Here is a 14,397-nt window from a genome sequence, read left to right as displayed (position 1 = left end):
GGGGGATCATGGAGCGGTACGCCGACGATGCGTTCGTGCTGTCCACGGTCGACTACGGTGAGTCCGACCGGCTGGTGACGCTGCTGACGCGCGAGCACGGCAAGCTGACCGCGTTCGCGGCGGGGGCACGCAAGAGCAAGCGGCGGTTCGCGGGCGCCCTGGAGCCGTTCATGCGTCTGCGCGTGCAACTGGTGGAGACGCGCGGCAGCACGGTGCGGCTGGACTCGGCGGACATCGTCGCGGGCTTCTACGCGGCGCGCGAGGACCTGTCCCTCATCGCCCGGGCGCTGTACGCGGTGGAGCTGTGCCGCGAGCTCACGCGCGACCATGAGCCGCATCCGGAGCTGTTCCAACTGGTGGAGGGCTATCTGCACCGCCTGGACGCGAAGGAGGCCGGCCCCACGTCGCTGCTCGCGTTCGAATTGGCGGCGCTGGCGCAGGCAGGGCTGATGCCTCGCTTCGACTCCTGCTCGCTGTGTGGTGGACAGCCCGGTGAGCGTCCGCGGTTCGACCAGGGCCACGGCGGTGCCGTGTGCGAGCCCTGCGGCGGACGCGCGCGCGATTCGGTGGCGGTACCGGTGGCGCTCCTGTCCGGCCTGCGCTCGCTCCAGGAAGGCGCGCGCACGCCGCTGCCCGCGGACCTCCGGGCCCGTGCACGCGGGCTGCTCAACGTCTTCATCGCGCACCACCTGGGCCGCAAGCTCAAGAGCGTGGACTTCATGGCCCAGGTGGGCCTGGACTGACGGCGCGCGCGCTCCCGAGGGGAAGAGTCATGCACGAGGCCGGATCGCTGGACGTGGTGTGTGTCGGCGAGACGCTGGTGGACTTCCTTCCCGTGGCGGGCGGCGCCTCGCGCGTGCGGGACGTGGAGGCATGGCGGCCTTCGCCCGGGGGCTCTCCGGCCAATGTCTCCGTGGGGCTCGCGCGGCTGGGGCTGCGCTCGGCGATGGTGGGCGTGGTGGGCGCGGACGAGTTCGGCCACTTCCTGAGGGAGCGGCTGGCGGCGGACGGCGTGGACGTGAGCCGCCTGCGGCAGGTGGACCACGCGCGCACGGGCCTGCTGTTCGTTTCCCTGGATGCTCGCGGCGAGCGGACGTTCACGTACTTCCGGACGCGTTCAGCGGAGTTCCTGCTGGATGACTCGGACGTGGATGGGGACTTCGTGCGGTGCGCGAAGGCGGTGCACTGCGGCTCCAACTCGCTGCTGCTGCCGGAGGCGCGTGAGGCCATGGTGCGCATGCTCACCCTGGCGCGCGACGCCGGGATGCTGGTGAGCTGTGATCCGAACCTGCGGTTGCACGTGTGGAGCCAGCCGGAGGAGCTGCGAGTCCTCCTGGGGCGCATGCTCCCGTTGTGCACGGTGGTGAAGCTGTCCGAGGAAGAGGTGTCCTTCGCGACGGGGGCGACGACGCCCGAGGACGCCCTGCGCGTCCTGGCGGGGCAGGGCGTGCGGCTTCCGGTGGTGACGCTGGGCGAGCGCGGGGCGGTGTTCCTCTGGCGCGGCGAGGTCATCTCCATTCCCGCGCCCCAGGTCACGGTGGTCGATACGACCGGCGCGGGTGACGGCTTCGTGTCCGCGATGCTTCACGGACTGGTGCGCTGGTACGGCGATGCGCGTTCGCTGGAGGACGCGACCCGCGAAGAGCTGAGCGCGCTGATGGCCTTCGCCGCCAGCGTGGGGGCGAGGGTGGTCACGAAACTGGGCGCGTTGGCAGCACTGCCCCTGGCGTCCGAGGTGGAGGGCCTCCTCCCCGTGCGACCGCCCCGGCCCGACGCCGCGCGACGCGCCGCGCGCTGACGGGAAGCGCCGTGCCGGGTCAGGCTCCCGTGATTCACTGCGTCCACCGTGGCCCACCCACCCAGAAGGAGGGACCGATGAGTGACCCGCGAGCTGATGCCGCTTCCTCCACCGCCGCGAGGGTCCGGGGCCTGGAGCAGATCGACCGGCTGTCCGTGCCCCTTCCGCACGGCACCGAGGTGACGACGCGTGTGGAGCGAGTGGCCTCGGCGGGGCGCCGCATTCCGCAGGGCGTGGTGGGCCGCGTGGTGCGCGCGCATGACGGTGGGTTCGACGTGCAGATCGTCGGCGTGGGCGAGGTGTGGTTCGCGCGCGACGAGCTGGTTCCCCGGCGCATGGGCCAGGTGCAGTTCGCCCAGCGGCGAGAGGCGGCCTGGGGCGCGCTGCGGCCGTGCGTGGTGCTGGAGACGCGGGTGGGCAGCCACGCCTGGGGGCTCGCGGACGAGCGCTCCGACGTGGATGTGCGCGGCGTGTTCGCGCTGCCCTTGTCGTGGACGCTGGGGCTCGGGGAGCCGGCGCGGGACCTGGTGAGCGCGGATGGCAGCACCACGTACTGGGAGGTGCGCAAGGCGGTGGAGCAGGCCCTGCGCGCGGATCCGAACACGCTCGAGACGCTCTTCGTCCCGGGCGCGACGGCGGTGGACACCCTGGGCGAATGGGTGCTGGAGGCGCGCGAGGCGTTCGTCTCCAAGGCCATCTTCGGCAGCTTCGGGCGCTATGCCATGAGCCAGCTCGACAAGCTCACGCGAAGCCAGCGGCTGGCCGAGCACCGGGACCTGCTCCTCGCGTGGCTGTGCGAAGATCCCACGCCGGACCTGGACGAAGTGGCTCGGCGCCTGGCCGCAGTGTCTCCACGCGCCGCACCCTCGCCCGAGGACGCGGTGCTCGCGGCGAAGACATACGTCAAGCAGCTCTATCGCTCGCTGTGGGATCAGGGACTGCTCGCCGCCAACGACTTCGCGGCGCTCACGGTGTACGCGCGAGGTGGCGGCCAGCGCCCTCCCTCCGCGCGGGAGCTGCGGCCGAAGAACGCCTACAACCTGCTGCGGCTGGTGGCCCTGGCCACGGGTTGGCTGCGGGACGGTGTCCCCACCTTCGAGGCGACGGGGCCGTTGAAGGCGCGGCTGCTCGACATCAAGGGGGGACAGGTGCCCCTGGAGGACGTGCTGCGCGACGCGGAGGCGATGGCGCCCGAGCTGGAGGCCGCGCACCGGGAGAGCCGGCTGCCGGAACATCCGGACTACGCCCGCGCGGACCGGCTGCTGCGCAAGGTGGGGGACGAGGTGGCTCGGCGTTGGGTGTTGAAGACCCCTGGGCCCTTGGGCCGCGACGCGCCGGAGGCCCCGGCGCTGGAGGGAGGAGCGGAATGAAGGGCATGGTGACGGAGCATCAGGCACGCATGGCGGACAGGGTGCTGGACGAGGAGTCCCTCCAGCGCGAGCACCTGGTCATCACGCTGTCTGGCGCGCATGCGTACGGCTTCCCCTCGCACGACAGCGATCTGGACCTCAAGTCCATCCACATCGCACCCACCGCCGCGCTCCTGGGCCTCCAGCCCCGGCACGTGCCGGCGGAGCGCCTGGAGGTGCGGGAGGGCGTGGAGGTGGACTACTCGTCCAACGAGCTGCAGCCGGTGCTGCTCGGCATCCTGCAGGGCAACGGCAACTACATCGAGCGGGTGCTCGGCGCCGTCACCGTGCGGGCGCTGCCGGAGCTGGAGGCGCTGCGGCCTCGGGTCCGGGCCGTCCTGTCGCGGCGTGTCCACCGGCACTACCGCGGCTTCGCGCAGGGGCAGCTCCGCGAATGGGAGAAGAGCGGCTTTCGCTCCGCGAAGAAGCTGCTGTACGTGCTGCGCACCACGCTCACCGGGACGCATCTGCTGCGCACGGGCGAAGTGGAGACGGACGTCACCCACCTGCTGGAGCCGTATGGCTTCGCCGAAGCCCGCGCGCTGGTGGAGCGCAAGCAGCGGGGGGAGCACATCGAGCTGTCCGACGCGCTCAGCGAGCAGTGGCAACAGGAGGTGACGCGCGCCTTCGCGGTGCTCGACGATGCGGACGCGTCCTCCACGCTGCCGCTGGAGCCCCCCGCGTCGGCGGTGGCGGCGCTCGAGGCCTGGATGCTTGACGTGCGGCGGCAACGGTTCGGCGCCTAAGCGGCTTTCCCCGGGCTCCTGAGCCGTTTGGGGGGAGGGCCTGTCCGTCCAAGAGAAGACGAGCATCGACCTGGGGGGGCGTGACAGGTAACATCCCCCGGGCCATGAGCACGCAGGGAGGCGCCGGAGAAGATCCCGACCGGGGGCGGCGCATCGGAAAATACGAGATCCTCACCCGACTCTCGATGGGCGGGATGGCGGAGTTGTTCCTCGCGTTCACCTCCGGTCCCGGCGGCTTCCGCAAGTTCGTCGCGGTGAAGCAGATCCTCCCCGACATCAAGAAGGACGACCAGTTCGTCAAGATGTTCCTCGACGAGGCGCGCATCACCGCCGCCTTCTCGCACGCGAACATCGGACAGGTGTTCGACCTGGGTGAGGAGGACGGCGAGCTGTACCTCGCCATGGAGTTCCTGCCCGGTCAGAACCTGGAGCAGGTGGTGAAGATGGCGGCCCGGCGCAACTACGCGCTGCCGCTGGGCTTCAGCGCCCGCGTGATGCGCGACACGTGCCTGGGGCTGCACTACGCGCACCACTTCATGGATCCGTCTGGGCGGCCCGTGGCGGTGGTGCACCGCGACGTGTCCCCGAAGAACGTGATGATCACCTACGACGGCGTCGTGAAGGTGATCGACTTCGGCATCGCCAAGGCGCGCGGCAAGCTGGGCCGCACGCAGGTGGGCACGGTGAAGGGAACCAGCGGGTACATGTCCCCGGAGCAGGTGCGGGGACAGGGCCTGGATGGCCGCAGCGACCAGTTCTCCGCGGGCGTGATGTTCCATGAGCTCGTCGCCGGTCAGCGGCTGTTCAACGCTCCGGGCGAGGCCGCGGTGATGATGCAGATCGTGGACGGGGAGATTCCCGCGCCGCGCTCGCTCAACGCCACCCTCCCAGAGGCGATTGAAGCGGTGGTGCTCAAGGCGCTCTCGTGCGACGCGGCCCAGCGCTTCGGCACCTGTCGGGAGATGGCGCGCGCCATCGAGGCCACGCTCGGCGCCGAGCTGTTCGACGAAGATCAGATGACCGCCGTGATGGGCGAGCTCTTCGAGGAGAAGCGTCAGAAGACGCGCACCCTCCTGGAGCTGGCCAGCCGCGCCGAGGACGCCCGCGTCAGCGAGGCCGCCGGTGCGCTTCAGGTGGAGGAGGGCACGGATCAGGCGGCCGCCGCCGCCACCGCGCAGGTGAAGTCGCCGCATGCGGACGCCCCGCCCTCGGAGGCCGCGGCGTCCTTCCGTCCCACGCCCGTGCGCCGCACCGCGGCCGAGTCCCCGACGCCCGCCCCTCGCGCGACCCCGCGTCCTTCCGTCGACGGGGCGTCGCGCGTCAACACGCCCCCGATGACGCCGCGTGCGCAGCGGCCCGCGGGCGCTGAAGCGGCTCCCATCCCCCGGGTGGTGCGTCCTCCCGCGGACAGCGCGCGGCCCGCCAGGGCACGTCCCTCGGCGCGCCCGGAGGCCGCCGAGGCCCGGAACGCACCCCAGGCCGACGCGCTGCTGGATCCCCCCAGCGATCTCCAGACGCAGCGCTTCCGCACCCGGCCGGCGCGCGGGGGCACCCGGCCCGCGCGTGGGGCCGGGGAGGCCGCGGACGCGGCACCGGAGGCTCCACCGCGGCGCTCCAATTGGGGCATGCGCCTCGTGCTGCTCCTCATCCTGGGCGGCGTGGGCTACCTGGCGACGCTGGAGCCGGTGCGCCGCCTGTTCATGCCCGCGTTCGACTCCGCGAAGCAGTGGGTGAAGGCGGAGCTGGATCCGGCAGCGCCCGTGGATCCCAGCGCGACCGCGGAGTGGCCCCCCAAGCGGTCCGGTCCTCCGCCGGGCTTCGTCGCGAAGACCGAGCCCGAGAAGCCGCCGCAGCAGGAGACTCCTCCGGCCCCCCCGTCCGAGCCCGTCGCGGAGGCGGAGACCCCGACCGCCGACGCGAAGAAGGGCGCCGCCGGCAAGGGCGCCCGCAAGGCGAAGCCGGGCAGCTCTCCCGCGAACTGGGTGGCCCCCGCCGACAAGCCGACGGTCGCGAAGGTCGACCCGAAGCCCACGCCGCCCGCGCCCACCGTGGCCCCACCCCGTGTGCCGGAGCCTGTCACCACGGTCACGCAGACGGAGGCCCCGGAGGTGCTCGACACGACCACCGCGAAGGGCGCGGCGAAGGCGGGCCTGGGCTGGCTGACGCTCTACACGGTGCCGAAGAACGCCGCGGTATTCGACGGCGCGACGCAGCTGGGCACGTCCCCGCTGACGAAGTTCCCGCTCCCCATCGGCACCTACCGCCTGCGCATCGTGGACCCTCAGGACCCCGGCGGAACGAGCAAGCTGTTGTCCGCTCCCATCCGTCCAGGGGAGGTGACGAAGCTCCAGATTCGACTGGCCGACCTCCCGGCCTATTCGGACTGATGCCCGTCCTTGACGCTCCTGGACCCCCTCACTAGGGTCCGCCGCGTTCAGCCTCCGCCTTCGACGCACTGCGAGAAGGACTCGCCATCATGTATTTCCAGGACCTCATCCTCACGCTCCAGAAGCACTGGGCCGACCAGGGATGCATCGTCACCCAGTCGTACGACACGGAAGTCGGCGCGGGCACCATGGCCCCGTACACGTTCCTGCGCGCGCTCGGCCCCGAGCCGTGGAACGTCGCCTACGTGCAGCCCTCGCGGCGCCCCGCAGACGGCCGCTTCGGTGAGAACCCGAACCGCCTGTTCCAGCACCACCAGTTCCAGGTCATCCTCAAGCCCGCGCCCAAGAACGTCCAGGAGCTGTACCTGGAGTCGCTGCGGAAGATTGGGATGGATCCGCTGGAGCACGACATCCGCTTCGTGGAGGACGACTGGGAGTCGCCGACCCTGGGCGCGTGGGGCCTGGGCTGGGAGGTGTGGTGTGATGGGATGGAGGTGACGCAGTTCACCTACTTCCAGCAGTGCGGTGGCTTCGACTGCCGCCCGGTCGCCGCGGAGCTGACGTACGGGCTCGAGCGCCTGACGATGTACCTGCAGAACGTCGAGAACGTCTTCGACATCGAGTGGGTCAAGGGCGTGAAATACGGCGAGGTGTTCCACGCGAACGAAGTGGAGATGAGCAAGTACGCCCTCCACGAATCGGATCCGCAGATGCTCTTCGCGCTGTTCGACGCATACGAGAAGGAGTGCAAGCGCCTCATCGAGCGCCACCTTCCGCTGCCCGCATACGACTTCGCGCTCAAGTGCTCGCACACGTTCAACCTGCTGGACGCGCGCGGCGCCATCTCCGTCACCGAGCGCGCCAACTTCATCAAGCGCGTGCGCGACAACGCGCGCCTGTGCGCGGAAGGCTATCTCCAGATGCGCGAGCGCCTGGGCTTCCCGCTGACGAAGACGCCGTGGACCGTGGGTGAGCAGCCGCCGGTGCTGGAGGGCAAGCCCGCCAGCGACTACTGGAAGACGGTGCAGCTCAACAAGCCGGTGGAGAAGAAGGAGAAGGGGGAGGTGGCCCGTGGCGCGTGATCTGCTCCTGGAAATCGGTGCCGAGGAGATCCCGGCGTCGTTCATCGTCCCGGCCTTGGAGGACCTGAAGCGCGTCCTCTCCGAGCGCATGGCCGACGCCCGCCTGAAGCACGGCGAGGTGCGCACGTTCGGTACGCCGCGCCGGCTGGCCGTGTGGGTGCGCGGCGTGGCGGACGCGGGCGAGGACGTGACGAAGGAGGTGCTGGGGCCCAGCGCCAAGGCCGCCTTCGACGCGCAGGGCAAGCCCACCAAGGCGGCGGAGAAGTTCGCCGAGAGCCTCAAGCTGTCCGTGGACGCGCTCGGGCGCACGACGACGGCCAAGGGCGAGTACCTCTCCGCGCGCGTGGAGGAGAAGGGCCGTCCCGCGGAGGCCATCCTCCAGGACGCGCTGCACACCGCGGTGCATGGCATCAACTTCAAGAAGTCCATGCGCTGGGGTGACGTGGACACGGCGTTCGCGCGTCCGGTGCAGTGGCTGGTGGCGCTCCTGGGCGACACGGAGCTGCCCGTGGTGCTGGGCGACGTGAAGGGCGGACGGACCACCCATGGCCACCGCTTCCTCGCGCCCGGTCCCATCGCGCTGAAGTCGCCCGCGGACTACGAGGCCACGCTGGAGAAGGCGCACGTGCTGGCGGACATCGGCAAGCGCCGTGCGTCGCTGGTGGAGAAGGTGAACGCGGCCGCGAAGGCAGCGGGTGCCCGCCTCCTGGAGGACGAGGGGCTGGTGGATCAGGTGACGAACCTGGTGGAGCTGCCGAGCCCCGTGGTGGGCAGCTTCGAGGCGCGTCACCTGGACCTGCCGCCCGAGGTGCTGGTGCAGGAGATGAAGAGCCACCAGCGCTACTTCTCGCTGACGGACGAGAAGGGGAAGCTGCTGCCGCTCTTCATCGCCGTGTCCAACACGCCGGTGCGCGACGAGCAGCTCTCCCTGCGCGGCTATCAGCGCGTGCTGGCCGCCCGGCTCGCGGACGGACGCTTCTTCTTCGACGAGGACCGCCGGACGCCCCTGGGCGACCGCGTGGAGAAGCTGGGCCGCGTGGTGTGGCAGAACCAGCTGGGCACGTACCTGGACAAGGTCGAGCGCTTCCGCGCGCTGGCCGTCTGGCTGGCGCAGGCCACGGGCAGGGCAGGGGAGGTGGCCACGGTGGAGCGCGCCGCCACGCTGTCCAAGGCGGACCTCGTCACCGGCATGGTGGGCGAGTTCCCGGAGCTCCAGGGCGTGATGGGCCGCGAGTACGCGCGCGCGGGCGGCGAGCCCGAGGCGGTCGCGCTGGCCATCGCCGAGCACTACCTCCCCCGCGGCGCCGAGGACGCGCTGCCGACCCAGGACGCGGGCGCGCTCATCGGCCTGGCGGACCGGCTGGACTCGCTGTGCGGCATCTTCGCCATTGGCAAGGCGCCGTCGGGCGCGGCGGATCCGTTCGCGCTGCGCCGCGCGTGCCTCTCCATCATCCGCATCGTGCTGGGGCGCGGCTATCGCTTCAGCCTGTCGGCCGCGGTGGATGAGGCGCTGCGCCTGCTGGCCCCGAAGCTGGCCAACGTGAAGCGCAAGCCGGGCGAAGCGGCGCCGCGCGAACAGGTGCTGGAGTTCTTCCGCGGACGCCTCAAGGCGCTCTGGGGCGAGCAGCACCGCACGGACGTCGTGGAGGCGGTGCTGGCCGTGGGGTTCGATGACCTCGTCGCGGCGAAGAAGCGCCTGGAGGCGCTGAGCGTGCTGGTGGGCCACTCCGACTTCCAGCCGCTGGCGGCGGCGTTCAAGCGCGTGGTCAACATCGTGGAGAAGCAGGGCAAGGACGTGGCCGGCGGGCAGACCAACCCGCAGCGCTTCACCGACGAGCCGGAGAAGAACCTCCACACCGCCTTCACCCACGCGCGGGACAAGGTGGGCGAGCGGGTGCGCGCGGATGACTTCGCCGGGGCCCTCAAGGAGATCACCGGCCTGAAGCCCGCCGTGGACACCTTCTTCGACAAGGTCATGGTGATGGCCGAGGACAGGGACCTCAGGGAAAACCGCATCCGGTTCCTCACGGAGATTGGCGCCCTGTTCAACCAGGTGGCGGACTTCTCCAAGATCCAGGCCGAGGCCGCGGCCGCCTGAGGCCCGCGGACCGCTTCAGCGCCGGAGCGCGCCCGTTCCCCAGCCAGGGGAGCGGCGCGCGCTCGCGTGCGGGGGCCGGATGTCGTCCGGTGGGCGGCCGGGGAATAGATACCCCCCTATTCAGTTGCCCGGGGCAGGGCGGCGTTCCTAGACTCCGCCCCCCTCTGATGCGCCTCCATTTCCTGACCCCCGCGCTGTTGTTCTTCGCGGCGTGTTCGATCGAATCCGACCCGAACCCGCCTCCCTCCACCCGCTTCGTGTACCCCAGCGGGGTGGCGTTCTGGCGCCCTCCCACGGCTGGGGGGCCCACGAACAGCAACGGATACCTGTTCGTCGCGAACGCCAATTTCGACAACTGCTACGACTCCGGGTCGGTGGTCGCGCTGAACCTGGACTCGCTGAGCGCCCAGGTGGACGGACAGTCGGTTCTGGTGCCCCGGCTGGGCGCCCCTGTCGCCGCCTCCCCGCTCGCCTTCGAGGACCTGACGACGGGCGACGAGTCGCTGGTCCAGATCCGCAGCTTCGCGGGGAAGCTGGGCCTGTGGATCAACCCGCTCAACGGGCTGCCCCGCTTGTTCGTCCCCTCGCGCGCGGAGGGCAACAACCTCTACGCGGTGGACGTGGGCGTGGCCGAGGGCGGCAAGCCGGTGCTCAACTGCGTGCAGGGCGGCGAGGACTGCCGCACGGGCGCCCTGTCCCTCACCAACGACATCCCGGCGTCGCTGCGCACGGAGGGGCTGCCGGACCTGCCTCGCGCGCCGTCGCCCATTGGCGTGACGGTGGATGACGCGAGCGGCACGCTGTACGTGACGCACTCGGAGGCGGCGGACTCGCCCGCCAAGTCGAGCAAGAACTTCGAGAGCTACCTGGCCACGGTGAAGCTGGACAACCCCACCCGCGACACGCTGGGCTTCATTCCGCTGTCGCCCACCGGCTTCCTGTATGGCGGCTCGGATGCGGTGACGGTGGGCGCGGGCTACCTCTACGTGACGGGCCGCAACTTCGTGGCCGGCGTCAGCGGCACCGTGGGCGCGAACTTCGTGCTGCGGCTGGTGGACAAGTTCGACACCGGACGCATCCTGGAGCCCAACCTGCAGTCCGTGTACCGCATCCGCGAGGCGCGTGCGGCGCGCGTGGTGCCCCGGCCGGTGACGGCGGCGGAGCTCGCGGTGCGTCCGAACCTCGTGCGCGAGCGGCTCTACCTGCTGGCGCGCGGACCCGACACGCTCCTCACCCTCGACTTCGACTACGACGCGCCGCCCGGCGCCATCGCCACCCAGCCCGTCTTCCGGGTGGTCTCCGCGGTGCCCATGCCGAACGGCGTGAGCGACATGCAGATCATCAACCGGACGGCGTCACCGAGCGACCCCGACAGCCACATCGTCGCGGTGACGAGCACCGGCGACAGCGCGGTGTCCTTCTATGACGAGGGGCTTGGCCAGGTCGTCGCGCAGGTGCCGCTGGTCAACGCGCAGAACCAGGGCAGCAACCCGTCGCAGGCCTTCGGCCTGACGGTGGACAACCCGGTGGGCGTGAACTCGGCGCGGCTGTTCGTGACCAACTTCGGGGACGGGCAGGTGGCCATCGTGGACATCCCCGACCTCGCGCGTCCCCAGGACGCGAGGCTGGTGGCGAAGCTGGGCACGCAGCAGCAGCGCGATCCGAACCAGGGCACCAGCGTGTGCCAGGAGAACTGACCTTGAAGCGCGGCTTCCTTGCTGCCCTGTTGCTGAGTGGCGCGAGCTTCGCGCTCGCCTGCTCCGACACCACCTCCACCGCGGGCGCCGCCGGTCTGTCCGGCACATACGACGTGGTGCTCTCCAACCAGCTCGTCTTCGTCACCTCGCAGGACCGGGACGAGCTGCGCGTGCTGGACTTGAGTCGCACGCCGCGTGAGTTCATCCCCGCGCCCAATCCGCTGGAGCCGCTCGCCATTCCGGTCATCGCGCGGCCCGACTCGCTCACCCGGGACGTGGGCTACGACGCCAAGGGCGCCGACGTGTCCGGCCCCTACATCTACGCGCGCAACTCCGGTGGCCGGAGCATCTCCGTGGTGGCCTCCGACCGGACGCGCCTCAACGAGGTGACGCGCCTGGCGACCGGCCAGCTCATCACCGCCTTCGCCGCGCACGCCCCGGTGGCGGACGGCGCGCCGAGCGTCCTGTACTACGCGCTCCAGACGCGCCCGGAAGCCGCCGAGCAGCTCTGTGGCCCCTTCGGGGGGGGCGTCGTGATGCGCCAGGAGCTGCCCGGTCCGGAGGGCTTCGACGCCGCCGCGCTGCCGCCCGCGCTGCCCGTCTTCTGCCTGAAGGCCGCGGACACGGTGCTGTCCATGATCACGCTGCCCGCCCGGGCGGATGCCACGGACTCCCTGGTGCTCGCCATCCGCAACGTCTCCGGCACCAGCCGGCTCGTGCGCGTCGTCGCGGACCAGCAGTCGGTGGAGATCCCCTACAAGCGTCCACGCCCCGCGCCCTTCGCGGTGCCGGACTACACGGACCTGGTGGACATTCCGGCGCGGCTCGTCGTCACGCACCCCAGCTTCATCCCGGAGGGGGGCAGCGAGGCCAACCCGGTCCCCGCGGGTCGCTACGTGTACGTGGTGCTCGACGAGCTCACGTGCGTCTCGTCGGATTGCGAGGGCATCATCGCGCTCGACAACGGGCCGGATCCGCTGGTGCCGTCCGCGGCGCCCGTGCTCGCCCGCGACGTCACCGGCGCGGCCATGTTGACCCTGCGACCGTCCGCGGGCCTGCCCACGGGGCTCACCCTGCGCTCGGGTTTGGAGGTGCGGGAGCTGCTCGCGAACAGCGTCGCGTACCTCACCGCCATCCCGCTGCTGGGCATCATGCCGTCGTCCAGCGGGGAGATCACCCTGTTCCGCGCCGACGAGCTGCGCGCGTTCAACCTGGATCGCACCGTCACGACGGATCCCGTGACCAACGTGGAGAAGATCGTCTCCTTGGACTCGTCGGTGACCGTGGAGCTGCGCGACGGCAACGAGGTCGCCCGGTCGGACCAGTTCCAGGCCATCACCGTGGTGGAGCCGGGCTGCCCGCAGGTGGAGGCGACCAACGCCACGGCCTTCCTCTGCAACGGGACGGTCCCCAACGGGACCTACCGCTTCGTCTACCAGGGCCTGCTTCCGGGGCTGCTCAACCTGACGCGCGACCTGACCGTGACCGACCCGCCGCTGCTGATTGAAACGGAGCTGGCCGTCTCGCGCGGCGTGGTTCCCGGCGATTCCTTGGTGCTGTCGAACAACGGCGGCAACTGTCCGCAGCCCGTCCGGATCCTCCGCCTGGAGGATCAGGGCAACGGCTTCACGCGGCTCTTCGCGGACACGACGGACGCGACCACCGCCGCCGCGCTGGAGGCCTGCGCTACATACCCGTACTTCTCCGTGCGCGCGGGGCCGCTCGTGAAGCCCTACGTGCTCTATTCGGGCCTGGAGACCAGCGATACCTTCGTGCAGCGGCTGGACATCAACGAGCCCTACACGGTCTCCAGCTTCCTGGACTACTACTACCACCCGAATGGCTTCGACCTGGGGCTGAGCCCGCCCAAGTCGCCCACCACCTACGTGCCCGCGCCGCTCAAGCTCACGCTGACGGCGACGTTCGCGGACGCCACGCGCCTGAACCCGGGGGACCGCTACGTGGTGACGCTGCTGCCGCGCTTCCGCCGGTTCGTCTTCGGCGTGGACACCAGCTCGACGAGCAACCTGGCGGCCTACACCCTGCCTGGGACCGTGGTCGCCACGGACGTGGACGGCTCGAGCCTCGCCTACATCGCGTATCCCTCGGCGGACGGCGTGCTCCAGGTGGCCCTGGAGTCGATCAGCGACAACGCGTTGAACCTCCAGTATCTCCGGGCCTTCCAGTAACTGGGCGGCCCCGGCCGGCTCTGGTATCGTCCCCCAGGTCCAGCATTTCCCGAGCCAAGAACGATGATCGATCAGAACTCCCGTCCCGCACGCAAGGTCGGCATCGCCGAGCACCTGTGGGAGACGTACGAAGAGATGGCCCAGCAGATGGGGTCGGATCGCGACGCGCTCATCAATCAGGCGCTGTTCATGTTCGCGCGCCTCAACGGCTTCATCGACGTGAGGACGAAGGCGGAGCCGGCGGTGGCGGCCGTGCCGTCGCCCACGCCGTCTCCGCGCCCGGTCTCCGCGCCGCCGCCGGCCGCCGCGGCCAAGAGCGGGCCGCCGGTGCTCGCGCCCGCGCGCGCCGAGGCTCCCGCCGCCCGGCCCTCCGCGCGCAACGTGGACGAGCGCCCGTCCTCCAACGGCCTGGACAATGATCCGGTGCGCCGCGAGGTCGCCGAGCGCGTCCTGGAGACGGCCGCCGAGCTGGAGCGGCTCATCAAGGGCAAGAACGAGCCGCCTCCGCCCTCCGCCGACGACATGATCGAGGACGAGGAGGAGCCCCTGCCGGAGCAGGAGGATCCGCCGCTCGACGAGATGGAGGACGAGCCGCCGGAGGAGGCCGAGGAGGAGCAGGCGGAGGAGGCCGAAGAGGAGGGCGCGGCGCTCTACCTGGTCATGGAGTCCGGCGAGGAAGAGAAGATCGTCAAGGACCGCTACGTCATCGGCCGCGGCAAGCACTGCGACTTCGTCATCAACTCCGGCAAGGTGTCACGCGAGCACGCCGTCATCGCCCGTGACGGCGGGGACTTCTACATCGAAGACCTCGGCTCCTCGAACGGGACCTGGTTCAACAAGCAGCGCATCAAGCGCCGCAAGGTCGAGGACGGGGACGAGTACTTCATCTGCAGCGAGAAGATCCGCCTCGTCATCCACTGATGACGCAGAGCCCCACGGTACGAGGGTCTTGTTCAGGAATTGACGGGCTCCAGGCCTCCATTGTTTGATG

Annotated in this window: 10 protein-coding genes; all 10 read left to right on the top strand. The window is 70.7% G+C overall.

The features are described 5' to 3' along the window. Positions 1–8: 8 nt before the first annotated feature. Positions 9–743 (top strand): DNA repair protein RecO, encoded by a 735-nt coding sequence (recO, locus tag FOF48_RS12780; RefSeq protein ID WP_143901286.1) that lies wholly within the window; start codon positions 9–11, stop codon positions 741–743. 29 nt (positions 744–772) lie between these two features. Beyond that, entirely contained in the window at positions 773–1,798 is a 1,026-nt protein-coding gene (locus FOF48_RS12775) for a carbohydrate kinase (protein ID WP_143901284.1), read from the top strand. A 77-nt stretch (positions 1,799–1,875) separates the two neighbouring features. Then, positions 1,876–3,168 (top strand): DNA polymerase beta superfamily protein, encoded by a 1,293-nt coding sequence (locus tag FOF48_RS12770; RefSeq protein WP_143901282.1) that lies wholly within the window; start codon positions 1,876–1,878, stop codon positions 3,166–3,168. Continuing rightward, positions 3,165–3,953: a DNA polymerase beta superfamily protein gene (locus tag FOF48_RS12765; protein WP_186001882.1), complete on the top strand. Its 789-nt coding sequence runs from the start codon at positions 3,165–3,167 to the stop codon at positions 3,951–3,953. Before FOF48_RS12770 ends, FOF48_RS12765 begins: the two co-directional genes overlap by 4 nt. Before the next feature lie 104 nt (positions 3,954–4,057). Then, a complete protein-coding gene (locus FOF48_RS12760; protein WP_143901280.1) occupies positions 4,058–6,340 on the top strand; it encodes a serine/threonine-protein kinase in 2,283 nt (760 codons plus the stop codon). Positions 6,341–6,429: 89 nt separating this feature from the next. After that, complete coding sequence (gene glyQ / locus FOF48_RS12755; protein WP_143901278.1) at positions 6,430–7,422, top strand: glycine--tRNA ligase subunit alpha; 993 nt, start codon at positions 6,430–6,432, stop codon at positions 7,420–7,422. Continuing rightward, complete coding sequence (gene glyS, locus FOF48_RS12750) at positions 7,412–9,520, top strand: glycine--tRNA ligase subunit beta (RefSeq protein WP_143901276.1); 2,109 nt, start codon at positions 7,412–7,414, stop codon at positions 9,518–9,520. The genes glyQ and glyS overlap by 11 nt, the downstream gene beginning before the upstream one ends. Positions 9,521–9,687: 167 nt before the next feature. Next, positions 9,688–11,217, top strand: coding sequence for a YncE family protein (locus FOF48_RS12745; RefSeq protein WP_143901274.1), 1,530 nt, complete (start codon positions 9,688–9,690; stop codon positions 11,215–11,217). Between the two features lie 2 nt (positions 11,218–11,219). Next, positions 11,220–13,406, top strand: coding sequence for a hypothetical protein (locus FOF48_RS12740; RefSeq protein ID WP_143901272.1), 2,187 nt, complete (start codon positions 11,220–11,222; stop codon positions 13,404–13,406). Between the two features lie 63 nt (positions 13,407–13,469). Then, entirely contained in the window at positions 13,470–14,327 is an 858-nt protein-coding gene (locus tag FOF48_RS12735; protein ID WP_143901270.1) for an FHA domain-containing protein, read from the top strand. Positions 14,328–14,397 lie beyond the last annotated feature (70 nt).

Origin of the sequence: Corallococcus sp. Z5C101001, from assembly GCF_007352635.1 — a bacterium.
GTDB classification, from domain to species: domain Bacteria; phylum Myxococcota; class Myxococcia; order Myxococcales; family Myxococcaceae; genus Corallococcus; species Corallococcus silvisoli.
This window is presented reverse-complemented; position numbering and strand designations above follow the sequence as displayed.

What these genes read in the sequence shown, in the direction of transcription:
- recO (WP_143901286.1), top strand. Translation starts at nt 9, where the DNA reads ATGGAGCGGTACGCCGACGATGCGTTCGTGCTGTCCACGGTCGACTAC.
- FOF48_RS12775 (WP_143901284.1), top strand. Translation starts at nt 773, where the DNA reads ATGCACGAGGCCGGATCGCTGGACGTGGTGTGTGTCGGCGAGACGCTG.
- FOF48_RS12770 (WP_143901282.1), top strand. Translation starts at nt 1,876, where the DNA reads ATGAGTGACCCGCGAGCTGATGCCGCTTCCTCCACCGCCGCGAGGGTC.
- FOF48_RS12765 (WP_186001882.1), top strand. Translation starts at nt 3,165, where the DNA reads ATGAAGGGCATGGTGACGGAGCATCAGGCACGCATGGCGGACAGGGTG.
- FOF48_RS12760 (WP_143901280.1), top strand. Translation starts at nt 4,058, where the DNA reads ATGAGCACGCAGGGAGGCGCCGGAGAAGATCCCGACCGGGGGCGGCGC.
- glyQ (WP_143901278.1), top strand. Translation starts at nt 6,430, where the DNA reads ATGTATTTCCAGGACCTCATCCTCACGCTCCAGAAGCACTGGGCCGAC.
- FOF48_RS12745 (WP_143901274.1), top strand. Translation starts at nt 9,688, where the DNA reads ATGCGCCTCCATTTCCTGACCCCCGCGCTGTTGTTCTTCGCGGCGTGT.
- FOF48_RS12735 (WP_143901270.1), top strand. Translation starts at nt 13,470, where the DNA reads ATGATCGATCAGAACTCCCGTCCCGCACGCAAGGTCGGCATCGCCGAG.